This window comes from Microvirga sp. P4_A5 (genome assembly GCF_056402495.1).
Genome location: NZ_JBFUHH010000052.1, coordinates 1 through 23098, shown reverse-complemented (window position 1 = coordinate 23098; position 23098 = coordinate 1). Strand labels below are relative to the sequence as shown.

General features: G+C 63.5%; 21 protein-coding genes. 16 read left to right on the top strand and 5 right to left on the bottom strand.

Annotation, left to right across the window (positions count from 1 at the left end):
• The first annotated feature begins 127 nt into the window (after positions 1-127).
• The 3 genes from AC1DVM_RS14370 (at position 128) to AC1DVM_RS14360 (ending at position 3938) form a co-directional block, all read left to right on the top strand.
• Positions 128-1990 carry a cation:proton antiporter domain-containing protein gene (locus AC1DVM_RS14370; RefSeq protein ID WP_477255231.1) on the top strand — a complete coding sequence of 621 codons (1863 nt, stop codon included), beginning with the start codon at positions 128-130 and terminating at the stop codon, positions 1988-1990.
• A gap of 43 nt (positions 1991-2033) precedes the next feature.
• Positions 2034-3209, top strand: coding sequence for a vWA domain-containing protein (locus AC1DVM_RS14365; protein WP_477255229.1), 1176 nt, complete (start codon positions 2034-2036; stop codon positions 3207-3209).
• A gap of 162 nt (positions 3210-3371) precedes the next feature.
• Complete coding sequence (locus AC1DVM_RS14360) at positions 3372-3938, top strand: cupin domain-containing protein (protein WP_477255227.1); 567 nt, start codon at positions 3372-3374, stop codon at positions 3936-3938.
• Between the two features lie 8 nt (positions 3939-3946).
• On the opposite strand, the gene AC1DVM_RS14355 is transcribed toward AC1DVM_RS14360, so the two are convergent.
• The 3 genes from AC1DVM_RS14355 to AC1DVM_RS14345 form a co-directional block, all read right to left on the bottom strand.
• Complete coding sequence (locus tag AC1DVM_RS14355; RefSeq protein ID WP_477255225.1) at positions 3947-4372, bottom strand: universal stress protein; 426 nt, start codon at positions 4370-4372, stop codon at positions 3947-3949.
• Positions 4373-4402: 30 nt separating this feature from the next.
• Positions 4403-4723 carry a 2Fe-2S iron-sulfur cluster-binding protein gene (locus AC1DVM_RS14350; protein WP_477255223.1) on the bottom strand — a complete coding sequence of 107 codons (321 nt, stop codon included), beginning with the start codon at positions 4721-4723 and terminating at the stop codon, positions 4403-4405.
• Between the two features lie 183 nt (positions 4724-4906).
• A complete protein-coding gene (locus tag AC1DVM_RS14345) occupies positions 4907-5896 on the bottom strand; it encodes a magnesium transporter CorA family protein (RefSeq protein ID WP_477255221.1) in 990 nt (329 codons plus the stop codon).
• Positions 5897-6122: 226 nt separating this feature from the next.
• Here AC1DVM_RS14345 and AC1DVM_RS14340 point away from each other — a divergent pair, with 226 nt between their 5' ends.
• Positions 6123-8675, top strand: coding sequence for an excinuclease ABC subunit UvrA (locus tag AC1DVM_RS14340; protein WP_477255219.1), 2553 nt, complete (start codon positions 6123-6125; stop codon positions 8673-8675).
• Positions 8676-8684: 9 nt separating this feature from the next.
• Here AC1DVM_RS14340 and AC1DVM_RS14335 read toward each other — a convergent pair whose 3' ends face one another.
• Positions 8685-8891 (bottom strand): DUF1858 domain-containing protein, encoded by a 207-nt coding sequence (locus AC1DVM_RS14335; protein WP_477255217.1) that lies wholly within the window; start codon positions 8889-8891, stop codon positions 8685-8687.
• Positions 8892-9065: 174 nt separating this feature from the next.
• On the opposite strand from AC1DVM_RS14335, the gene AC1DVM_RS14330 reads away from it, so the two are divergent.
• From AC1DVM_RS14330 to hemN, 5 genes are all read left to right on the top strand, one after another.
• Entirely contained in the window at positions 9066-9407 is a 342-nt protein-coding gene (locus AC1DVM_RS14330; protein WP_477255215.1) for a metal-sulfur cluster assembly factor, read from the top strand.
• A complete protein-coding gene (locus AC1DVM_RS14325) occupies positions 9407-9655 on the top strand; it encodes a DUF2249 domain-containing protein (RefSeq protein ID WP_477255213.1) in 249 nt (82 codons plus the stop codon). The genes AC1DVM_RS14330 and AC1DVM_RS14325 overlap by 1 nt, the downstream gene beginning before the upstream one ends.
• Positions 9656-9704: 49 nt before the next feature.
• Complete coding sequence (locus tag AC1DVM_RS14320) at positions 9705-10772, top strand: hypothetical protein (protein WP_477255211.1); 1068 nt, start codon at positions 9705-9707, stop codon at positions 10770-10772.
• Positions 10769-11449, top strand: coding sequence for an NnrU family protein (locus AC1DVM_RS14315; protein ID WP_477255209.1), 681 nt, complete (start codon positions 10769-10771; stop codon positions 11447-11449). The genes AC1DVM_RS14320 and AC1DVM_RS14315 overlap by 4 nt, the downstream gene beginning before the upstream one ends.
• A 147-nt stretch (positions 11450-11596) precedes the next feature.
• Positions 11597-12949, top strand: a complete 1353-nt coding sequence (gene hemN, locus AC1DVM_RS14310; protein WP_477255207.1) for an oxygen-independent coproporphyrinogen III oxidase — start codon at positions 11597-11599, stop codon at positions 12947-12949.
• Between the two features lie 22 nt (positions 12950-12971).
• Here hemN and AC1DVM_RS14305 read toward each other — a convergent pair whose 3' ends face one another.
• On the bottom strand, positions 12972-13841 hold the full coding sequence (locus tag AC1DVM_RS14305) for a ferritin-like domain-containing protein (RefSeq protein ID WP_477255205.1): 870 nt from the start codon (positions 13839-13841) through the stop codon (positions 12972-12974).
• A gap of 250 nt (positions 13842-14091) precedes the next feature.
• Here AC1DVM_RS14305 and AC1DVM_RS14300 point away from each other — a divergent pair, with 250 nt between their 5' ends.
• From AC1DVM_RS14300 to AC1DVM_RS14270, 7 genes are all read left to right on the top strand, one after another.
• Positions 14092-16410, top strand: a complete 2319-nt coding sequence (locus AC1DVM_RS14300) for a 4Fe-4S binding protein (protein WP_477255243.1) — start codon at positions 14092-14094, stop codon at positions 16408-16410.
• 17 nt (positions 16411-16427) lie between these two features.
• On the top strand, positions 16428-18374 hold the full coding sequence (nosZ, locus tag AC1DVM_RS14295) for a TAT-dependent nitrous-oxide reductase (protein WP_477255203.1): 1947 nt from the start codon (positions 16428-16430) through the stop codon (positions 18372-18374).
• 18 nt (positions 18375-18392) lie between these two features.
• Positions 18393-19772, top strand: a complete 1380-nt coding sequence (locus tag AC1DVM_RS14290; RefSeq protein WP_477255201.1) for a nitrous oxide reductase family maturation protein NosD — start codon at positions 18393-18395, stop codon at positions 19770-19772.
• A complete protein-coding gene (locus AC1DVM_RS14285; protein WP_477255199.1) occupies positions 19769-20692 on the top strand; it encodes an ABC transporter ATP-binding protein in 924 nt (307 codons plus the stop codon). Before AC1DVM_RS14290 ends, AC1DVM_RS14285 begins: the two co-directional genes overlap by 4 nt.
• Complete coding sequence (locus AC1DVM_RS14280; protein WP_477255197.1) at positions 20689-21519, top strand: ABC transporter permease subunit; 831 nt, start codon at positions 20689-20691, stop codon at positions 21517-21519. Before AC1DVM_RS14285 ends, AC1DVM_RS14280 begins: the two co-directional genes overlap by 4 nt.
• Complete coding sequence (locus AC1DVM_RS14275; RefSeq protein WP_477255195.1) at positions 21516-22112, top strand: nitrous oxide reductase accessory protein NosL; 597 nt, start codon at positions 21516-21518, stop codon at positions 22110-22112. Before AC1DVM_RS14280 ends, AC1DVM_RS14275 begins: the two co-directional genes overlap by 4 nt.
• Positions 22102-23098 (top strand): FAD:protein FMN transferase (locus tag AC1DVM_RS14270; protein WP_477255193.1); only part of this gene is annotated, 997 nt, incomplete at its 3' end. The genes AC1DVM_RS14275 and AC1DVM_RS14270, both read left to right, overlap by 11 nt.

The window sequence follows — 23098 nt, the reverse complement described above, 5'->3', positions numbered from 1 at the left end:
CCCGCAAAGCCGGAACGGCGACCGCGAGGATGGCCGGAAAACGTCCTAAGCCGTTCTGATTCTGCCGAATTTCCGCTTGCGCTGGCCCGAGCGTTAAAACCATGATGGGCGCAACCGGACGGAGCACATGGCAGCGGCGATCGACCTCTACGCCTATCAGGAACCGATTCTTTTTCTCGCAACGGCTGGCATCGTCGTTCCTCTCTTTCATCGGTTGAGGATCAGCCCGGTGCTCGGGTTCCTCGGCGCGGGCGCGTTGCTGGGTCCTTACGGTCTCGGACGGCTGACGGACGCCTACCCGGCCCTCAACTGGCTGACTTTCACGAGGCAGGAGGGGACGTCGCACCTTGCCGAATTCGGCGTCGTGTTCCTGCTGTTCACCATAGGCATCGAGCTCTCCTGGCAGCGCCTGCGGACTCTGAGACGCCTGGTTTTCGGATTCGGTTCGTTGCAGGTGCTGCTCTGCAGCGCCGCGCTGGGCGCCCTCGCCTACAGTTTCGTCGGAACGATCACCGGCGCGGCGATCGTCGGGCTCGCCTTCGCGCTTTCCTCGACCGCGATCGTGATCCCCGTCATGGCCGAGCAGAAGCGCCTCAAAACGCCGGCCGGGCGGGCGACCTTCTCGGCTTTGATCTTCCAGGATCTCGCGGTCGCGCCGATCCTGTTCACGCTCGCGGTGCTGGATACCGGCCAACCCGAGGTGACGACGGCCTCCTTCCTCTGGGCGATGCTGCAGGCCGCCGTCGCGCTCGCCATTCTGGTCGGCGTCGGGCGGCTCATCCTGCGCCCCTTCTTCCAGCTCGCCTCGGCGGCCAAGAGCCCCGAAGTGTTCATGGCCGCCTGCCTGCTCGTGGTCATCGTCACCAGCCTGATCGCCGCCGTCAGCGGCCTGTCGATGGCGCTGGGCGCCTTCATCGCCGGCATCCTCCTGTCGGAAACCGAATATCGCCGCGCAGTCGACGTGACGATCCAGCCCTTCAAGGGGTTGCTGCTCGGCGTCTTCTTCATGTCGGTGGGGATGAATCTCGATCTGTTCCGCCTGCTCGACGCGCCGGTTTTGATCCTCACCGCCGCGACCGCGGTGATCGCCACCAAGGCGGTGATCGTGGCGTTCCTCGCAAAGCCCTTCGGGCTCACCTCGGGCGAGGCGGCCGAGAGCGGGCTGCTGCTGGGACCGGCGGGCGAGTTCGCCCTGGTGATCATCGGCGGCGCCATGGCGGGCGGCCTCGTGCCCACCGCCATCGGCCAGAACCTGCTCATCGTCACCACCTTCACGATGGTCACCATTCCGCTTCTCGCCCGCCTCGGTCGGAAACTGGGCCGCCGCCTCGCGAAGCGCGAGCCTCTGGACCCGATCCTCCAGGTCCAGCCGCCGGCGGACGAAGCCGGGCGCGTCATCATTGCCGGCTATGGGCGGGTCGGCCAGCTCGTCGGCGAGATGCTGACCCGGCACGACGTGCCCTTCCTGGCGCTCGACATGGACCCCGTGAGGGTCGCGTCCGAACGGCGTGCCGGCAAGCCGGTCTATTTCGGTAACGGCGCCCATCCGGAATTCCTGCGCGCTTGCGGCCTCGACCGCGCCCTCGTGCTGGTGGTCACGCTCGACACGCGGGGCGCCATCGAGGCCGTCGTGTCGGCAGCCCGGCAGGAGCGGGCCGACATCACGATCGTGGCGCGCGCCCGCGACGCCAAGCACGCCACCGAACTCTACGAACTTGGCGTCGACGACGCGGTGCCCGAAACCATCGAGGCGTCGCTGCAACTGAGCGAGGCCGTGCTCACCGATATCGGCATTCCAATGGGGCTGGTCATCGCCTCCATCCACGAGCGGCGGGATGAGTTCCGATCCCTGCTCAAGAGCAGCAACATCCGCCGCGATCCGGCCCGAACCGAGTTTCGGGCGCGGCGCACGGTCGGAAAATCCTCGGCAAGCGCCGCTTTGCCCAGCGAGGCGCCCCTCGGCGAGGTGAAAACCCAGGCCGATGTGTAGTCTTATGCCTTGACGTTGCGCCACGACACACGACACTGGTGCCATGTTCCTGAACTTCTTCACCGAGCTTCGCACGGCCAAGGTGCCGGTTTCACTGCGAGAATACCTGTCGCTTCTGGACGCGCTCGACCAGGACCTCGCCGACAAGAAGATGGAGGATTTCTATTATCTGGCGCGCACCTGCCTGGTGAAGGACGAGCGCCATTTCGACAAGTTCGACCAGGTTTTCGCCCGCGTTTTCAAGGGCGTCGAGACCCTTGGCGAGGGCATCGGGAACGCCGAGATCCCGGACGAATGGTTGCGCAAGCTTGCGGAGCGCTACCTCTCCGAGAAGGAAAAGCGCGAGATCGCGGCGCTCGGCTGGGACAAGCTGTTCGAGACGCTCAAGAAGCGGCTGGCGGAGCAGAAGGACCGTCATCAGGGCGGCAACAAGTGGATCGGCACCGGCGGAACCTCACCCTACGGCGCGCACGGCTACAACCCCGAGGGCATCCGCATCGGACAGGAGAAGAACCGCAACTTCCGCGCCGTGAAAGTGTGGGACAAGCGCGAGTTCAAGGACTTCGACGACAGCGTGGAACTGGGCGTCCGCAACATGCGGGTGGCGCTTCGCCGGCTGCGGCGCTTCGCGCGGTCCGGCGCGGTCGAGGAACTCGATCTCGACGGGACGATCCACGAGACGGCGCACAGGGGCTACCTCGACGTGCGCCTGCGTCCCGAAAGACGCAATGCCGTGAAAGTGCTGCTGTTTCTCGATGTGGGCGGCTCCATGGACTGGCATATCCAGATCGCCGAGGAGTTGTTCTCGGCAGCGCGGCTCGAGTTCAAGCATTTCGAGCATTTCTACTTCCACAACTGCATCTACGAGAAGGTCTGGAAGGAAAACCGGCGGCGCTTCAAGGAGACCATCCCGACCCTCGACGTGATCCGCACCTACGCGTCCGATTACCGCGTCGTGATCGTCAGCGACGCCTCCATGAGCCCCTACGAGATCACCATGCCGGGCGGCTCGGTCGAGCATTGGAACGAGGAGCCGGGCCATGTCTGGATGGAGCGCATCCTCGGCCATTTCCCGAAGACCGTATGGCTCAATCCGGTGCCGAAGCCGCAATGGGGCTACACCCAATCCATTGCCCTCCTGCRCCAGCTCTTCGCCGACCGCATGTATCCGCTGAACCTGGAGGGGATCGACCAGGCGATGCGGGAGCTCGTTCGCTAGGCCGATTCTGCTTCAGCCCGTGGCTTTATCGATCGGGAGAGGCCAAGCCGGCCGGCGCCTCGACGGCGTGACGCACGCGGGACTTCTCTCGCCCGGCGAAACGGTGTTTATGCAGGATCGGCCAGTCTCTGCCGCTCCTGCACGTCCGGAACCCCTCGCCTCATGACCATCACCTACGAACACAGCCCCCGCCCGGTCGGCGGCCCGATCCAGTTCAGTCTCGACGGCGAGACGCTGACGGTCGATTCCGGCCGCAAGGTGAGCGAGGTTCGTCTCGGCGCCGTCGTTCTCGTGCGCATGACGTTCGAGCCGGGGCGGTTTGCTCAGAAAGCCTATCGCACCAAGGTAGTGATGAAGGACGGCAAGACCTTCACCTTCGCCTCGCTCTCCTGGAAAAGCCTCGTGGAAGCCCGCGAGCAGGGGCCCGAATATCGCGCTTTCAGCCAGGCGCTGTTCGACGCCATCCGACGCGCGAACCCGGACGCGCGGTTCGTCGCCGGCAAGCCCTTATGGGCATGGCTCCTCACATCCGGGATCGGGTTCGCCTCGCTCATCGCCATGGCCATCCTGATCTGGCGCGCGTTCCAGACCGGAGCGATGAACATCGCCGTTCTCGGGGCGCTCTTCGCGCTGGTGGGAATCTGGCAGATCGAGCCGATGGTGCGGCTGAACAAACCGCGCTCCTTCGACCCCGCCTCGCCCCCGCCGGAGTTGCTGCCGCGCGCCTGAGCCGGCCCTTAGCTGCGCACCACCAGCACCGAGCATTTGGCGTGACGCACGATCGTCGAGGCGTTGGAGCCGAGAAGAAAGGTCGCCATGGTGGGCCGGTGGGAGCCGATCACCACGAGGTCCGCGCCGGTCCTTTCGGCCTCGTCGAGAACCTCGTTGTAGATCGACCCGAAGCGCACCACCGCCGATACCCGTTCGGCCGGCAGGTTCACGCTCGCGGCGATCTCGGCGAGCTTCTTTTCGGCATCCGCCTGCTGCTCCTCATCGAAGGCCGGCGGCATGAATTCCATGTAGGTGACCGGCACGATGAAGCGCACGTAGATCAGCCGTAGCGTGCCCTCGGACATCGTCGCCAATTCGGCCGCCCGGTCGATGGCGGGCCGCGCGGCTTCCACTTCGCTGAGATCGATGGGAACCAGAATGGTCTTGAACATGATGATCGTCTCCGGGCGCTGTCTGTGAGCTTAACCTTGGCGCTTCGGTGTCTCGACCACAAGCCCGTCAAGCTCCGGTCTGACGCGGATCTGGCATGACAGGCGGGAATTCGGCCTCACATCATAGGCGAAGTCGAGCATGTCCTCTTCCATGGGCTGGGGCTGTCCCACCGCCTCGACCCATTCCTCGTCCACATAGACGTGACAGGTCGCACAGGAACACGCCCCGCCGCATTCCGCATCGATGCCCGGAACGCCGTTCCGGATGGCGGTCTCCATGACGGTGGAGCCTTCTTCCGCTTCCACCTCCCGCGATGTTCCTGCGGCGTCCCTGTAGGTAATCTTGATCATTGGTTGCCTCGTGCTGTCCGCGCCTATTTAGTCGAGGATGCGCCCGAAGACGAGGGACCGATGCGACGTGTCGCGCCACAAAATGCTTCTTCCGCGGGAGCGGCCTGTCTCGGTCCCTCCGGGAAGCGGCGCTGAATTTTTACGCTTTCGAAGCCCTTGCCAGCGCGAGAGGCAATGACCGGCTCAAATCCAGGCACGGCGCCGGGCAATGAAGGCGGCGGCGGCGTTCACCAGGATCAGGCCCACCACCACCGACCAGAATCCCGGAACGCCTGTCTTGGTGTAGGGTGTCTCGAAGTTCATCCCGAAAATTCCCGCGACGGCGCCGATGACACCCAGCATCATGGTGAGAAACGTCAGCTGACGCACGAGGTCGTTCGTCGCCTCCGCGGTGCGGGTCGCGTAAAGTTCCAGTGATCCGTTCACCAGCTCGCGGGTATGGTCCACCGCATCCACCGCACGTTCGAAGCGTCTCTCGAGCGACGCGTAATGGGGCGCCGCATCGGACTCCACGACCTGCAGGAAGTCGGGACGCGAGAGGCCGTAAAACACGGCCCGCTGCGCAGCCAGCAGCTGCCGGAGCTCCGACACCCTGCGCCGCGTCGCCACGACGCCGGACAGGACGCTCTTTCGGGCCGAGCGGGCGAGCATCGCATCATCGAGCCGGTCGAGAAGTGCATCGAGCTCGGTCACCGCCTCCAGATAGGTAGTGAGGTGCCAGTCGAGAAGCGACGCCGCGAGGGCGGGCGGGCTCAACGCGCCGGTGAGCGTTTCGCCCTTGTCCTGGTCGCGGAAGGCTTGCAGGAAGGGAATCTCGCCATCGTGCACGGTGATGATCCACAGCGGACCCACGAGGAAGTCGAGATGAACGGGACGATTCTTGGTCAGCGCCCGCTCGCCGTTCTCCCCCTCCTCCCTTGCAAGCGCGACGACGTCGAACTGGAAATACTTCCCGTAATTGTCCAGGTATGGCGCCTCCTGCGGATTCAGGAGGGCGTGCAGGGAACCCGCATCAAGCGAGAATAGTTCGATGAGCCGCTCGAGGTCGCCGCGCTCGCGTCCCTGGACATCCACCCAAAGAAGGTTGCGGTCGCAGAGCCCCGCAACGCATTGCTCGTCGAGATCGACCTCCTGGTCGTGTCCGTCCGCATCGTACAGATAGGTGTAAATCACGGGGCACCTGAAGGATAACCACCCACCAGAACGCTCATTCAAGCTCGGCAGTTCCGAGGCCTCGGAGGTTGGGGCTTCCCCCCGTGTCCGGAATCCTCGGGGGGCCGTCCTGCCGAATTGGGCCGCCGCCCCAGACCTTTTGGCGTTTCGGGGCGTTCTTCCCGCGATCGCCGTCACAGGATTCGGTCTTTTTGCTTCCGTTCAATCAGGGTCGCGGACCTATCACATGGATGAAAATACAACTCCCCGCGCACCAGAAGCTGCCTTCCGGACGCAGGACGGGTTCGTTCGCGTTCGCGGCGCGCGCGAGCACAATCTGAAGAACATCGATCTGAACCTGCCCCGGGATGCGCTTGTGGTCTTCACCGGCGTCTCGGGCTCCGGCAAATCCTCCCTGGCATTCGGAACGCTCTATGCCGAGGCGCAGCGGCGATATCTGGAATCGGTATCACCCTATGCGCGGCGCCTGTTCCACCAGATGCCCGTTCCCGACGTCGACGACATCGAAGGTTTGCCGCCCGCGGTCGCGCTGCAACAGCAGCGCGGGTCGCCAACGACGCGCTCATCGGTCGGCAGCGTCACGACGTTGTCGAACCTCTTGCGAATGTTGTATTCCCGCGCTGCGGATTATCCGCCCGGCCAGCCGTTGCTTTACGCGGAGTCGTTTTCTTCCAACACGCCCGAAGGCGCGTGTCCCCGATGCCACGGCCTTGGTCGTGTCTATGAGGTGACGGAACGGTCGATGGTGCCGGATGATTCCTTCACCATACGCGAGCGGGCCATCGCCGCCTGGCCGACGGCGTGGCACGGGCAGAACCTGCGCGATATCGCCGTGACCCTTGGCTACGACGTCGATCGCCCGTGGAAGAAATTACCCAAGAAAGATCGCGACTGGCTGCTCTTTACCGACGAACAGCCGACCGTTCCGGTCTATCCCGGCTACACGTCGCAAGAGGTGCGCCAGGCTCTCAAGCGCAAGGAAGAACCGGCCTATCAGGGAACGTTCACCAGCGCCAAGCGCCATGTGCTGCACACCTTCGCCAACACCACGAGCCCGCTGATGAAGAAGCGGGTGGCGCAATACATGGCGAGCACGCTCTGCCCGGTCTGTCACGGCAAGCGGCTTCGGCGTGAATCCTTGTCGGTCACGTTCGAGGGTCTGGATTTCGCCGACATCGCGAGAGTGCCCCTTGCGCGTCTCGGCGATCTCTTTCGTCCCTATGCGGACGGGACTTCGCCTCGGCTGTCCAGCATCGCGTCGGACCATCCGGAGAAGGCCATTGTGAGCCAGCGCATCGCGGAGGATCTGGTCGCACGACTCGACGTCATGCTCGATCTCGGCCTTGGCTACCTCACTCTGGAGCGAAGCACACCGACGCTTTCGCCCGGCGAATTGCAACGCCTGCGACTTGCCACGCAAGTGCGCTCCAACCTGTTCGGCGTGGTGTACGTGCTCGACGAACCCTCGGCGGRCCTTCATCCCGTCGACACCGAAGCGCTGCTGCGAGCGCTCGGTCAATTGAAGGCCGCCGGAAATTCGCAATTCGTCGTCGAGCACAACCTCGACGTCATCCGTCGCGCCGATTGGATTGTCGATGTGGGACCGGGCGCCGGCGAGCAGGGAGGCCATGTTCTCTACAGTGGCCCATCCGAAGGCCTGAAAGAGATCGGCGCTTCACAGACGCGCCCCTATCTTTTCGGCGAGAACGCGATCCCGCCTCGCACCCCCCGATCGCCCAAGGGCTGGCTGCGCCTCACCGGTATCACGCGCAACAACCTGCACCAACTGGACGTCGCGTTTCCGTTGGGCGTGCTCACCACGGTGACGGGCGTGTCCGGTTCCGGCAAATCGAGCCTGGTGAGCCAGGCACTGGTGGAACTGGCGTCGGAGCACCTTGGCCATGACATTCCGGCGGACGACGAGGATCGCGATGACCTCGAACGAGAGGCAACCGTTCCGAGCAGCGGCCGCATCGACAGCGGAATGGAGGCCATCAGGCGTCTGGTGCGGGTTGACCAGAAGCCGATCGGGCGGACGCCACGCTCCAATCTGGCGACCTATACCGGGCTGTTCGATCACGTGCGCAGGCTTTTCGCCGCGACCCCGCAGGCCCGCTCGCGCCGATATGATGCAGGACGGTTCTCGTTCAATGTTGCCAAGGGCCGCTGCCCGACCTGCGAGGGCGAGGGCTTCGTCATGGTGGAGCTGTTGTTTCTCCCGAGCGTCTACACGCCGTGCCCGACCTGTCACGGGACGCGCTACAACGCCAAGACGCTTTCGATCAAATATCGCCACAACAGCATCGCCGATGTCCTGGCGATGACGGTCGATGCAGCCTGGGAATTTTTCGCCGACGAGCCTCGCCTGCACCGGTCTCTGACGATCGCACGCGAGGTCGGACTGGGCTATCTTCGCCTCGGTCAGCCCGCGACCGAACTCTCGGGAGGCGAGGCGCAGCGGATCAAGCTCGCGACGGAACTGCAACGCGCGCAACGGGGCGACACGCTCTACATCCTCGACGAGCCGACGACCGGTTTGCATCCGGCCGATGTGGAAAAACTCGTGACTCAGCTGGAAGGGTTGGTGGAGGCCGGTAACACCATCATCGTGGTCGAGCACGACATGCGGGTTGCCGCGAGGAGCGATTGGGTCGTGGATCTCGGGCCGGGCGCGGGCGAGGATGGCGGTGTTGTCGTCGCATCGGGCCCGCCGGCCATCGTCGCCAAGTCGCCAGCGAGCCGGACCGCGCCTTATCTCGCCCTCGCCCTGGGCGGGTGAGCGGGGCCCTCAGCCCTCCGAGGTACCGATGGCCGCCCTGAGATCGGACAGGAAGCTGTCGCAATCGGTCCCGTGTTCGCGACAGGCATCGTCCACTGCGTGAAAACACGCGATGGGACATCCGACGCAATGCATCTTGTACCTGAGGAACACGCGGATCGTCACCGGCCAGCGCCGCATGACGTCGTCGACCAGGCTGCTCGATTCAATGGTCATCATGGTCTCCCAAAGTTCCGGATTGGAGACCACGTTATCGCTTTTCGTCGCAAACTCTTTGCGCGGCAGCAAACCTGGACGCGGTTTGTCGATTCGCCCCGGTGTTTGCGCTGAGGCAAAGAAGCCTTGTGGTCGGTCATTCAAGGTGCCGGCATAAACACCAAGGATCCCCCCATGAGCAAAAGCCCGAGCCGGAGCGACCCACTCGACACTGACATTCTGGACTGCCTCAGCGCGGTCACCGACCCGGAGGTGGGTCTCAGCATCGTCGATCTCGGCCTCGTTTACCGGGCCGTCCGTACGGGTTCCGTCATCGAGGTGGCGTTGACCCTGACGACGCGGGCCTGCCCGCTCGGCGAGATGATCGTGGCGGATTCGCGCGAATACCTCGCGCATCGCTTCCAGGACGCGTCGCAGATCCTCGTCGATCTGGTGGGGGAGCCCGTCTGGAGCCCGGAATTCATCACGGACCAAGGCCTCGAGCTCCTTGGCCGTTCACCACGCCTGGATGCGTGATGTGCAGTGCCCTGGTTCCGGAACGGACCATCGACGTCCGCCACATCACGGCGCCCATGCGCCATTCCCTGATCTTCGACACCTTCGAGCGCCTTACACCGGGCGAAGGCTTTCAGATCGTCAACGATCACGATCCCTGGCCTCTTTTCTCCCGTTTCCATGTGGCGCATCCGGGTGAGTTGGGTTGGGATTACCGGGAGGAAGGACCTGATGTCTGGCGTGTCCGCGTCTGCCGCACCGCTCTCTAGGGCGATTCCTGCAACGAATGTGACGGCCCGCCGAAAGGGGCTCCGCCTGTTGCTGCTCGTTCTCGGAGCGGCCGCCTTGATCGCCGGCCTGTGCGGCGGCCTTTGGCGACTTGGCTGGACGATGCCCCACGGCTCGTCGCTGGCGGCAATCCACGGACCGCTGATGATATCGGGTCTGTTCGGGACCCTGATCAGCCTCGAGCGGGCGGTGGCGCTTGGAAGGCGCTGGTCCTATGCGGCGCCGACGCTGTCGGGACTCGGCACAGTCGCGCTGCTGCTGGGGCCGTCGCCCGCTTTGGGGGCGGGCCTCTATGTACTTGCCTCGGCCATATTGGCCGGCACTTCTCTGGCGATCACCATTCAGCAGCCGGCGGTTTTTACCGGTGCGCTTCTTTTCGGCGCTTTGGCCTGRCTCTGCGGCAATGTGCTCTGGCTGATCGGCAATCCCATCCCTGATGTGGCCGGATGGTGGCTCGCTTTTCTGATTTTGACCATTGCCGGCGAGCGGCTCGAATCGAGTCGTCTTGCGGCTCCGAAGCGGGGCAGCGAGGTGATGTTTCTGTTCGTCATCGGGCTGCTCATCGCCGGTGCGCAGAACGGCCTCATGACGCATAACGGCGCTGTGATCGAAGGTCTCGCCCTGCTGCTCGTCACGACATGGCTCCTCCGGCACGACATTGCGAGCCGCAACCTTCGCCGACAGGGGCAAACGCGTTTCTCCGCGGCCTGCATGATGTCGGGGTATATGTGGCTCGGTCTGTCAGGCGTGGCGCTTCTCGCCGCGCCGGATGCCGCGGTGTCCCACACCTATGACTTTGTCCTTCACGCGATTCTCATCGGTTTCGCCCTGTCCATGGTGTTTGGCCACGCTCTCGTCATCCTTCCCGCGGTGACGGGAATTCGCGCGACCTATCGGCCGGCCCTCTACGCTCCGCTGGCCCTGCTGCACGCGTCGCTTACCATGCGCGGGATCGGAGATTTGCTGGCGTGGGACGCCTTGCGGCGATGGAGCGGGATCCTCACCATTCTCGCCCTCGCGGTTTTTTCGTTGACGGTCGGGCTGAATGTGAAACGTCGCAAGGCAGGCGTTGAGCATCACCCGATCAGCCCGTCATGACGGAGTTTCTGGTCGCCATGGGTGCTTTTCTTGTGGCGCATCTGATCCCCGCCGCTCCGCGCCTGCGCTCGCGCCTCGTCGCCCGGCTCGGGCGCAGGGTGTACCTGTCGCTCTATTCGGTGATGTCGTTGATCCTGCTCGTCTGGGTGGTCGCAGCGAGCCGACGGGCCGATGCGGTTTCTCTCTGGGATCCGGCCCCATGGCAGTGGCATCTGGCCTTTGTCGTCATGGCGGTCGCCACCTTCTTTCTGGTCGCGGGCCTGATGACGCCCAATCCCTTGTCGATCTCGCTGCGGTCGGGGTCCACGCCCGGCGCAATCGCAACGATCACGCGTCATCCGGTGCTGTGGGCCTTCCTGCTCTGGTCCCTGGCTCACATTCCGCCCAACGGCGACCTCGTGACCGTCATTCTCTTCGGCGGCATGGCGCTGTTCTCCGTGGTCGGGTTTTTCCTGCTCGACGCGAAGGCAAGGCGGCGCCTGGGGCGGGAGCGCTGGCATGCGCTCAGCCGCGAGACCTCGATCCTGCCCTTCGGGGCGATGGCCGCCGGGAGGGCATCGCCGGCCCGCCTGCGGAGCCTTGGACGCGCAGGACTGATCGCCGCACTTCTCTACGGTTGGTTCATCCTTCAAGGCCACGCGCTCCTCATCGGGGTCGATCCCTTGGCGGGGATTTGAGAAAAGCGTGCCGCAGCGGGTCGGATCGGTCGTTTCTTTGCGCGAAATCAAAGAGGTCCGGCGAAGATTCCTCTAGCTCTGCGGTCGATCGGGAATAGCCGCCGCAAAGCGGATTGCGCCCATCCACATTTTTCAGGAAGGCGCCTCATGAGGAACGACCTGACGGCCCGGTACGGCGACGAGCGCGTGCCGCGTTACACGAGCTATCCGACGGCACCGCAATTCTCCCCGTCGATCACGGGAGAAACCTATGCGGATTGGCTGGCGGAGGTGCCACAGGACACAACGGCCTCGCTGTACCTGCATGTCCCGTTCTGCCGCGCAATGTGCTGGTATTGCGGCTGTCACACGACCATCACCCGGCGCGATGCGCCCATCGTCGATTATCTGGCGGTTCTGCGGCGCGAAATCGCGCTCGTCTCAGGCGGRCTCGGGCGTCGGCAGCCGGTGGGCCATGTCCATTTCGGCGGCGGAACCCCGACCATCATGGACCCGCGCGAGTTCATCGCGTTATCGGAATTCCTCGCGGCGCAGTTCTCCCTGCGCGATGGAGCTGAAATCGCCGTCGAGATCGATCCGCGCACGCTGACCCGGGCGATGATGCACGCACTGCGCGAAGCCGGAGTCACGCGGGCAAGCCTTGGAATCCAAAGCTTCGATCCGATCGTGCAGCAGGCGATCAACAGGGTGCAGAGCGTCGCCCAGACCGCCGAAGCCGCCGACGGATTGCGCGCGGCGGGCGTGCGCGGCATCAATTTCGATCTCATCTACGGCCTGCCGCACCAGACCATTCGTTCCTGCATCGACACCGTGCGGCAATGTCTCGATATTCGCCCCGATCGATTTTCCGTGTTCGGCTATGCGCATGTTCCGACATTCAAGAAACACCAGCGCAAGATCGACGAGGCCGCGTTGCCCGGCGGCGCCGCCCGACACGCACAGGAACAGGCGATCGCCGAGACGCTGCTCGAGGCAGGCTATCGGCGCATCGGCCTCGATCATTTCGCGTTGCCGGAGGATCCGATGGCGCACGCTCAGGCAGAGGGCGTCATGCACCGCAACTTTCAGGGCTACACCACGGATCCGAGCGACATCCTGCTCGGCTTCGGAGCCTCCGCCATCGGGCGTCTGGCGCAGGGCTACATCCAGAACGAAGTCGTGCTGGGACGCTACGCCGAACTCGTCTCGAGAGGCGAGTTCGCGACTATGAAGGGATACGCCCTTTCTCCCGACGATCGTCTCCGCGCCGACCTCATCGAACGCATGATGTGCGATTTCCGTGTCGATGTGGGGCAGGTCTGCCGCGCTCACGGCACCGTGCCGGGTGTCTTCCTCCATTCGTTTCCGCGTCTGCGCGAGTTGCAGGAAGACGGTATCATCCGTCTTGACGGAGAGGTCATCTCGATCGCCGACGAAGCGCGCTTTCTCGTTCGCAGCGTCGCGTCCGTGTTCGACGCCTATCTGGAGGGTTCAGGACGAACGCATAGCCGCGCCGTTTGATCGACCGTCGAGGAATGCGCAATCACTCCGACCGGTTGAGATGAGCCCGCAGCCACGCGAGACGGTTGATCGCCTGCGAAGCCAGCGTCTGCGCCAGCATCAAGCCCGCCTCATCCTGATGGCGATCGGCCGCATCGAGATAGCGTTCGACAAGGATTTCGGCGAGCACCAACGGATCCTCGATGGTCGAAGTCGCGGGCGGCAGCGCGATGAGCGTCAGGGAACTCGCCGCGAGATCCTTCGCGGCCCTGCGGGCTTCGGCGGCAAATCTCGAAATTTGTCCCCGATCCCCCTCGCCCACCTCACGCGACAGATCGTCCAGTATCACCGCCAGGCGGTTCTCGAGCGCTGCGGTATCGCCGAGGCCGTTCGTGGTGGGAACCGGGGCCTGCGTGCGTTGGCTGTGATACGCGCGACGACGCTCGCGCCGAAGCGTTGAAACATGCTCGAGTTCGTCATGCGCCATCGCCTCGGCTGCCTGCCTGATCTCGGGTTTTTCCGCCTGGGACGCAATGTAACTCCAGAACGCGAAGGCGCGCTCCTCGTTTCGAACCGCCATGGAAAGCGCCCGATAGCCGGTCTGCGTTTCAGGCGCTGCCGTCATCGCCCCCTCGTCGTCGAACGTCTCGGGAAGCGTCCACGACAAATGGGCGACGTCCGGCGTTTTTCCTTTTGCGGCCTCAGCCCGATGAACGACATTCGACAGATAATTGCGCTCTTGCAGCGACAGTCGTTGAAAGGTTTCTGCGAGTTCGAGTTGGCCGGCGGAGCGCATGCGCAGCGCTAGTTCTTCGTAACGGGACGCTGCCTGATGCTTCAGAGAATACGCGATCGCGAAAAGCTCATCGAGGGAGGTTACGGCGCGCTGCGGCTCGACCTTCAACAATGACATCGCAAAGTCCTCCCGTTCCACCGTGCGGTATGAGTTGACAGGAGGAATATGTGGTCGTCAAATTGCGTTGGATCAATGTACCGACCATCGCAAGCGTTACTGTAGCTTCACGTCGCTTGCGATCGAAACGAACTGTCGTCGCGATGCGTTAGGTTTCTAATCTTAGAACACGAACGTGGAGTTGGACGGTACCCTGTTGCCAAATGCTCATCCAAATTTTTTCGCGTTTCGCGATCTTTCCAAACTCCGCATCGATCGCGTGTTCTCCGTTCTGGCCGTCACGCTCCTGCTCCTCCTATTCACAAACCAGGTCTCGGCGGCGAGCCGTGTCCAGGAGTTTCTCCCGAAGGCTCAACCGGGCGAACTCATTCCGGGAGCCGACCGTTTCGGACCGCCTCAAGGTGACCCGCCGCTGATCCCCGCCTATCAGGGCGATCGGCTGGTTGGACAGGTTTTTCTGAACGCCGATTTCGTCAATTCGGTCGGATATTCGGGTAAGCCGATTCACATCCTGGTGGGCATCGATCCGCAAGGAGTGGTTCGCGGGATCAAACTCGTCGATCACAAGGAGCCCATCGTCCTCGTCGGAATTCCGGAAAAGCGGATTCTGGACGCGATGAACACGCTGATCGGCAGGGACATGGTGGCGGTTGCACGCGGCGCGGAACGCCCGCCGCAGGTCGATATCGTGAGCGGCGCCACCGTGACTGTTCTGGTGATGGGCGACAGCGTGGTGCGTTCGGCCGTGCGGCTCATCCGCAGCGGCCGGGTCGGATCGAGCGGACTGGCGTCAGTTGCCGCCGCGCCCGCGATCGCCAAAAGCGTCGACCTGACAAAAAGCGAGATCAAGACGTGGGAAACGCTGCTCGGCGACAGCTCCGTGCGCCGATTGGCGCTGACCATCGGCGACGTGAACGAAGCCTTCGTAAAATCCGGTAATCAGGCCGCGGCCGACAACCCCGAGCCGGGCGAGGCCGGCGACAGCTTCATCGATCTCTATGTGGCGCCCGTGAGCGTGCCGACCATCGGCCGCAGCCTGCTGGGCAATGAGGGCTATGAACGTCTGAAGGCACGGCTCAAGCCGGACCAGCAGGCAATCGTCGTGGCCGGCGAAGGCGCGTATTCGTTTAAAGGCTCGGGTTATGTCCGTGGCGGCATCTTCGATCGCATCGAACTGCTGCAGGAGGGCCAGAGCACGCGGTTCAGGGACCGCAATCACACCCGGCTCGGCTCTCTTGCGGCGGAAGGCGCGCCGGATCTGCGGGAAATTGCGCTTTTCGTCATGCCGGACGATTTCAAGCTCGACCTCACCGAGCCGTGGCAGTTGCAGTTGATGGTGCAGCGCAATATCGGGACGAGGGAAAAAGCCTTTCTGACCTTCGACCTCGGCTATACGCTTCCCGACCCCTATCTGCGCATCGAGCAGCCGGTTCCCGCTCCCGCTTCCGCTCAAGCGCAGCCTCAACCGCAGACGAGCGTGGCGGCCCCCGCCACAGCGCCCGCCGGAACGCCGCTCAATGATGCGGACGCCCTCGCAGCCGGTGCGATCGAGGAACCGCTATGGATGAAGATCTGGAGGACGAACACCGTCTCCATCGCCATCACGGTTCTGGCTCTTCTGGTTCTGACGGCGATCTTCTTCTTCCAGGACAATCTCGTGCGACGCCCCAAAGTGTACGTGTGGGTGCGCCGCGCCTATCTCACGTTCACGCTCGTCTGGCTCGGCTGGTACGCGAACGCCCAGCTTTCGGTGGTGAACGTCCTGACCTTCAGCAACTCGCTGCTGACGGATTTCAGCTGGGAGTTCTTCCTCTCCGCGCCCCTCATCTTCATCCTGTGGGCGGCCATCGCAGTCGGCCTTCTGTTCTGGGGACGCGGTCCGTTTTGCGGCTGGCTCTGCCCGTTCGGCGCGCTGCAGGAATTGCTGAACAACATCGCGCAATGGCTCAAGGTACCGCAGATCACGGTGCCCTGGGGCTTGCACGAGCGCCTTTGGCCGATCAAGTACATCATTTTCATCGGCCTGTTCGGCCTGTCGCTCTATTCCGTGGCTTTTGCCGAGACCCTGGCGGAGGTGGAGCCTTTCAAGACGGCGATCATCCTCAAATTCGTCCGCGACTGGCCGTTCGTGATCTACGCCCTGACGCTGCTGGCGGCAGGCCTCTTCATCGAGCGTTTCTTCTGCCGCTATCTCTGCCCGCTGGGCGCGGCACTCGCCATTCCGGGACGCATGCGGACCTTCGAATGGCTGAAGCGCTGGCCCGAATGCGGTTCCCCTTGCCAGCGCTGCGCGAAGGAATGCCCCGTTCAGTCGATCCACCCCGAGGGACACATCAACGTCAACGAATGCATCTACTGCATGCATTGTCAGGAGTTGTACCACGACGACCACCGGTGCCCTCACATGATCCAGGTCAGGCTGAAGCGCGAGAAACGCGAGGCACTTTCGTCGCCTTCTATGCGCGGGAACAAAGAAGACGCCAGCGGACCCGCTAAGCCTGTCATCACGCATTCGGGAAAACCGGTCCGGGAGCCGACGACCGCAGAACTTCCGACCACGACTTCATGAACGAGGAGGAGACTTCCATGGATAACGAACAAGGCAAGAAAAATGGTCTCAGCCGCCGCGATATGCTCGGCACGACCGCGGCCGTCGYCGTCGGTGCGACCGGCGTTGCGGCCGGCGTCGGCCTTGGCCAGGGTGGCGCCATCACGCCCGCGGAGGCGCAAACTCAACCCGCGCCGGCTGCGCGCGCTCCCGCCGCCAACAAGTATGAAGTCAAGCCCGGAGAACTCGACGAATATTACACGTTCTTCTCGAGCGGCCAGAGCGGCGAGGTCAGGATTGTCGGCCTGCCCTCGATGCGCGAACTCATGCGCATCCCGGTCTTCAACCGTGACAGCGCGACAGGCTGGGGGCAAACCAACGAGAGCCGCAAGATTCTCACCGAAAACCTCACGCCCGAAACCCGGGAGTTCCTGAAGAACAGGGGTGAGACCTACCTCAACGGCGATCTGCACCATCCTCATCTGTCCTTCACCGACGGCACTTATGACGGCCGCTATCTTTTTGCCAACGACAAGGCGAATACGCGCGTGTGCCGCATCCGCCTCGACGTGATGAAATGCGACAAGATCATCCAGCTGCCGAACCAGCATTCGGTGCATGGCTTGCGCGTTCAGAAATACCCCAAGACAGGCTACGTGTTCTGCAATGGCGAGGATCGGGTACCAGTCCCGAACGACGGCAAGAACCTCACCAATACGAAGGATTACGTGTCCATCTTCACGGCGGTCGACGGCGACACCATGAAGGTTGCGTGGCAGATCAAGGTCGCTGGCAACCTCGACAACGTCGACGCCGATTACCAGGGCAAATATGCCTTCGCAACCTGCTACAATTCCGAAGAAGGCGTCACCCTGGCGGAAATGATGGGCAAGGAGCAGGACTGGGTCGTCATTTTCAATCTCAAGCGGATCGAGGAAGCGGTGAAAGCCGGGAAGTTCGAAACCATCGGCGGCGTGCCGGTGCTCGATGGCCGCAAGGGGTCGGAATTCACGCGTTACGTCCCGGTGCCCAACAGCCCGCACGGCATCAACACGGCGCCGGACGGCATTCACGTCGTCGCCAACGGCAAGCTCTCGCCGACGGTCACGGTTTTCGATGTGCGCAAGTTCGACGATCTGTTCGACGACAAGATCCAGCCGCGCGATACCGTCGTCGCGGAGCCGGAACTCGGTCTCGGCCCGCTGCACACCGCGTATGACGGCAAGGGCAATGCTTTCACGACCCTGTTCCTCGACAGCCAGGTCGTGAAATGGAACATCGATCTCGCCAAGCGCGCCTTCAAGGGCGAGAAGGTCAATCCGGTCATCCAGAAACTCGACGTTCACTACCAGCCGGGCCATAACCACTCCTCGATGGGTCAGACCAAGGAGGCCGACGGAAAATGGCTGATCTCGCTGAACAAGTTCTCGAAGGATCGGTTCCTGAACGTGGGGCCGCTGAAACCCGAGAACGACCAGCTGATCGACATTTCCGGCGATAAGATGCTACTCGTTCACGACGGCCCGAGCTTCGCTGAGCCGCATGACGCGACGATCGTTCACCGGTCGAAGATCAACCCCGTGCACGCTTGGAAGCGCGACGACCCCTTCTTCGCCGATGCGGTCCAGCAGGCGAAGGCCGATGGCGTCGACCTGATGGTCGATTCGAAGGTCGTGCGGGACGGCAGCAAGGTGCGCGTCTACATGACCTCCGCGGCTCCAGCCTTCGGACTCGAGGACTTCACGGTCAAGCAGGGCGAGGACGTCACGGTCTATGTCACCAACATCGACGACGTCGAGGACCTCACGCACGGGTTCTGCATCATCAATTACGGCATCAACATGGAGGTTGCCCCTCAGGCGACCGCGTCGGTCTCGTTCCGGGCCGATCGCCCCGGCGTCTACTGGTACTATTGTTCCTGGTTCTGCCATGCGATGCACATGGAGATGGTGGGCCGCATGCTCGTCGAGCCGCAGGCGTCCTGAAGCATGCGCCGTGATGGCATGACACTGCGTCTGGCGCTGGCGGCAACGTTTGCCGCCAGCCTCGCGCTCGATGCCACGGCGGAGCAATTCGCCGTGAACCCCGGGGAATCGACCGTCCAGGAGATCCTCGACAGGGCGTCGGACGGCGACACAGTGGTGTTGAAGTCCGGCGAACATCGCGGACCTGTGCGGATCCTGCGCCGCGTTACACTCCTGGGCGAACCCGGCGCGGTGCTGACCGGACCCGGCAAGGGCAGCGTCGTGACCGTCTCGGCCGCCGGGGCGGTCGTGCGCGGGCTGACGATTCGCGGCTCGGGGAAAGATTCCGARGCGATGGACGCCGGCGTATTCGTCGAGAATACCGCGACCGGAGCCCTCGTCGAGGGCAACAAGATCGAGGGCAACCTTTACGGGATCTATCTGCACGGCGCCGAGAACGCCGTCGCGCAGAAAAACGAGATCGTGGGACTCGAGGAAGGCCGCGTCAACGAGGCCGGCAACGGCGTCTCGGTGTGGAACGCGACCGGCGCGAAGGTTCTGGACAACGACATTCGCTACGGACGCGACGGGATTTTTTCGATCACGAGCAAGCGCAACGACTTCAGCCGCAACCGCTTCAGGGACCTCCGATTTGCGATTCACTACATGTACACCAACGACAGCCAGATCACCGACAACGTTTCGGTCGGCAACACGGTGGGATTCGCGATCATGTTCTCGCACCGCCTGAAGGTCAGCGGCAATGTCTCGGACGGCGACCGCGATCACGGCTTCCTGTTCAATTACGCCAACGGCTCACAGATCACCAACAACATGGTGCTCGGCCGTCTCCAATCCGGCGAACGCTGGGCGACATCCGGAATGCGCACCAAGGATGCCAGGGAACATGCTGTGCCGGAAACGCCGGAGCCCCGCATCGACATGGCCGGTGCCCGGCCCGGCCCGACCAAATGCGTCTTCATCTACAACGCCAACCAGAACCGGTTCGTCGGCAACTGGTTCGAGGGCTGCGAGATCGGCATCCATTTCACGGCGGGGTCCGAGCGCAACGAGCTCGTCGACAATGCCTTCCTGAACAACCGAAACCAGGTCAAGTATGTCGGAACCCGCTACCTCGACTGGTCCAAGGGCGAGCGCGGGAATTACTGGAGCGACAACCCGGCTTTCGATCTCAATGGCGACGGGATCGGCGACAGTGCGTATCGGCCGAACGACCTCATCGACAAGGTTCTGTGGACCGCGCCGCAAGCCAAGGTCCTGACCAATTCGCCGGCCGTGCAGGTCATCCGCTGGGCGCAGGCGCAGTTCCCCGCGCTTCTGCCGGGTGGTGTCGTCGACAGCCATCCCTTGATGGCGCCCACACGCCGGCCGGACTATCTTCACGGAGCGCGCCAGTGACCGCGACAGTGGAACTCGACCACGTCGTCAAGCGCTACGGCAAGGTCCAGGCGGTGCGCGACGTCTCGTTCGATCTGCCGGAAGGCGAGACGATCGCGCTCGTGGGGCATAACGGCGCTGGAAAGACCACGCTGCTGAAGTTGATGCTCGGACTCATTCGCCCGACGGGCGGGCGCATCCGGGTGCTTGGCGACGACCCCTCGGCGGGGGAATTCGCCGCTCGTCGGCGGCTCGGCTACCTGCCGGAGAGCGTGTCGTTCAACACCGGCCTGACGGGGCGCGAGACCTTGGCGTTCTATGCCCGGCTGAAGCGCGAGCCGCTGCGCGACGCGCTGGTGCTGCTCGAACGCGTGGGCCTCACTCATGCGGCCGACAGGCGCGTGGGCACCTATTCGAAGGGGATGCGCCAGCGTCTCGGCCTCGCGCAGGCGCTGCTCGGCGCACCGCGTGTTCTTCTCCTCGACGAGCCGACCACGGGGCTGGACCCGGCGCTCCGTCAGAGCTTTTACGAAATCGTGCAGGATTTGAGCACTGGAGGATCGACAGTGCTTCTGTCGTCCCACGCGCTGACGGAGCTCGAGGAGCGCGCCGGTCGCGTGATCATCATGAACCAGGGCGTGAAGGTCGCCGATGGAACGCTGGACGACCTGCGCCGGGTGGCCCGGCTGCCGACGCGGATTCGCCTGAGGTTGAGCGACGGCGGATTGTCGCGCGTTGCCGATTGGCTCGGGCCGGTCGGCGGCGACTGGCGCCGGATCAACGGACACTTGGTCGAGATCGACGCGCGACCCGAGGAGAAAATCGCTATCCTTCGGCGCGCCACGAGCGAGGGAGAATCGGTCGAGGACCTCGACGTGTTCCCGCCGACGCTGGATGAACTTTACGCCCACTTCCTTCGGACGCAGGAGGCGGCACCATGAAGAACGTGCTGATTGTCGCCCGCAAGGAAATCCAGGAAGCCCTGCGAAACCGCTGGGTTCTCGCCACCACGCTGCTCCTCGCGGCGCTCGCTTTGTCGCTGACGTTCCTCGGCAGCGCCCCGACAGGCAATGTCGGGGTGCGCGCGCTGGATGTGGTGATCGTGAGCCTGTCGAGCCTCACGATCTTTCTGCTTCCGCTCATCGCATTATTGATTTCCCACGATGCGATCGTAGGAGAGATGGAGCGGGGCACCATGCTGCTGCTCCTGAGCTACCCGATCGCGCGCTGGCAAGTGCTTCTCGGCAAATTCGTCGGCCATCTGGCGGTTCTTGCCTTCGCGACACTCCTCGGCTACGGGGCCGCGGCCGGCGCCCTCGCGGTGGCAGGAACGGCGATCGATGCGGAAAGCTGGACCGCGTTCGCTTCCATGGTCGGCTCGTCGATCATGCTAGGCGCCATCTTCATCGCTGTCGGTTATCTGGTGAGCGCACTGGTCGCCAATCGCGGGACGGCTGCCGGAATTGCGATCGGCATCTGGCTTCTCTTCGTCCTCATCTACGACATGGCGCTCCTCGGTATCCTCGTCGTCGACCAAGGCCGGATCGTGTCGGGCGGCGTCCTGAATGCGCTGCTTCTTTTAAACCCGACCGACATCTACCGCCTGTTCAACCTGACGGGCTTTGCAAACGTGAGTTCGTTTTCGGGAATGGCCGGGGTGGCCCAGAACACCACCCTCAGCCTGCCCGTGCTACTCGCGGCGCTTGCAGCCTGGACCTTCGCGCCACTCGCGCTCGCGGCCTTCGCGTTTTCGAGGAGAGAACTATGAAATTCATCAGCATTCCGCTCCTGTTGGTGGGAGCGCTCGCGCTGGCTGGCTGCAACGACAAGAAAGAGGCGGCCGCTCCCCCGCCCCCCCACGATCTGACTGCGATGGCGATCGGACATTATTGCGGCATGAATGTCGTCGAACATTCGGGTCCAAAAGGCCAAATTCTTCTGGCGAGCCGCGAGGAACCGGTGTGGTTTTCGTCCGCCCGCGATACGCTTTCTTTCACCATGCTGCCTGAGGAACCGAAGGACATTCGTGCAATCTACGTGTCGGATATGGGCAAGGCCGACAGCTGGGAGAAACCCGGGATCAAGAATTGGATCGACGCCCGTCAGGCCGTGTTCGTGATCGAAAGCCGCATGAAAGGCGGCATGGGCGCGGATGAACTCGTTCCGTTCTCGGACAGGAAAGCGGCGGAGACATTCGCCTCCCGCAATGGCGGCCGTATCGTCTCGTTCGCGGAAGTCCCCAAGGGATACGTGCTCAGCGACGAGACCGATGCCACCGGCGCCGTGGGACCGCCGGCGACAGCGCAGCCCCATGATCACGCGCCCGCGGCACCCGCCGCAAAAGGCAGCCATGTCCATTGAGGACGCCACCATGTTCCCGTCGATCACGCGCAGACGCGCCATCGGTATAACCGCTGCCGCCGCCGGACTGAGTCTCTTTCCCGGGGCGAGCCCAACGCGCGCGAGCGGCCAACTCGTCGAGTGGCGCGGCCACGCCATGGGAGCCGTCGCGACGCTTCGCATCCATCACCATGATCGTGCCGCAGCGAATGAACTCATCCGCCGCGCGATCTCCGAGATGCAGCGACTGGAACGCATCTTCAGCCTTTACCGCGACGATTCCACGCTGGTCACCCTCAATCGGAACGGCGTCCTGGTGGCCCCGCCACCCGAACTCGTGACGCTGCTTTCGCAATGCCGGACCTACGGCGAACTCACGCACGGCGCGTTCGACCCGACCGTGCAGCCTCTCTGGACCCTCTATCGCGAGCATTTCTCGAACGCGAATGCGGATCCAACGGGACCACCCGATGAGGCTGTGGCGGCGACGCTGGCTCGGGTAGGCTTTGCACACGTGACATTCAACGCGGATCGCATCGTGTTGCCCCACCGTGGCATGGCCCTGACGCTGAACGGCATCGCACAAGGATTCATCACCGATCGGGTGGTGGCGATGCTTCGGCTCGACGGTGTCGAGCACAGCATCGTCGATATGGGCGAACCGCGTGCCATGGGATCGCGGCCGGATGGATCGCCGTGGCGAGTGGCCGTCGCGAACCCGGATGATCCTCAATCTTTGGGACAAGCCTTCGATGTCATCGACAAGGCGGTCGCCACATCCGGCTCCTACGGTTTTCGCTTCGACCGTGAAGGCCGGTTCCACCACCTCATCGATCCGCGAACGGGCCGCCCGGGCAATCGCTATCGGAGCCTCACCGTCGTCCTGCCGACCGCAACCGCCGCGGATGCGCTCTCGACAGCGTTCAGTTTCATGAACTCCGCGGAGATCGAAAGGACGAGACAAGCGCTTGGATCAGGCGACATCTTCGCCGTCACATCCTCAGGGC

What these genes read in the sequence shown, in the direction of transcription:
- AC1DVM_RS14330 (WP_477255215.1), top strand. Translation starts at nt 9,066, where the DNA reads ATGAGCAAAAGCCCGAGCCGGAGCGACCCACTCGACACTGACATTCTG.
- AC1DVM_RS14305 (WP_477255205.1), bottom strand. Translation starts at nt 13,841, where the DNA reads ATGTCATTGTTGAAGGTCGAGCCGCAGCGCGCCGTAACCTCCCTCGAT.
- AC1DVM_RS14355 (WP_477255225.1), bottom strand. Translation starts at nt 4,372, where the DNA reads ATGTTCAAGACCATTCTGGTTCCCATCGATCTCAGCGAAGTGGAAGCC.
- AC1DVM_RS14275 (WP_477255195.1), top strand. Translation starts at nt 21,516, where the DNA reads ATGAAATTCATCAGCATTCCGCTCCTGTTGGTGGGAGCGCTCGCGCTG.
- AC1DVM_RS14325 (WP_477255213.1), top strand. Translation starts at nt 9,407, where the DNA reads ATGTGCAGTGCCCTGGTTCCGGAACGGACCATCGACGTCCGCCACATC.
- AC1DVM_RS14335 (WP_477255217.1), bottom strand. Translation starts at nt 8,891, where the DNA reads ATGACCATTGAATCGAGCAGCCTGGTCGACGACGTCATGCGGCGCTGG.
- AC1DVM_RS14370 (WP_477255231.1), top strand. Translation starts at nt 128, where the DNA reads ATGGCAGCGGCGATCGACCTCTACGCCTATCAGGAACCGATTCTTTTT.
- AC1DVM_RS14315 (WP_477255209.1), top strand. Translation starts at nt 10,769, where the DNA reads ATGACGGAGTTTCTGGTCGCCATGGGTGCTTTTCTTGTGGCGCATCTG.
- AC1DVM_RS14350 (WP_477255223.1), bottom strand. Translation starts at nt 4,723, where the DNA reads ATGATCAAGATTACCTACAGGGACGCCGCAGGAACATCGCGGGAGGTG.
- AC1DVM_RS14360 (WP_477255227.1), top strand. Translation starts at nt 3,372, where the DNA reads ATGACCATCACCTACGAACACAGCCCCCGCCCGGTCGGCGGCCCGATC.
- AC1DVM_RS14280 (WP_477255197.1), top strand. Translation starts at nt 20,689, where the DNA reads ATGAAGAACGTGCTGATTGTCGCCCGCAAGGAAATCCAGGAAGCCCTG.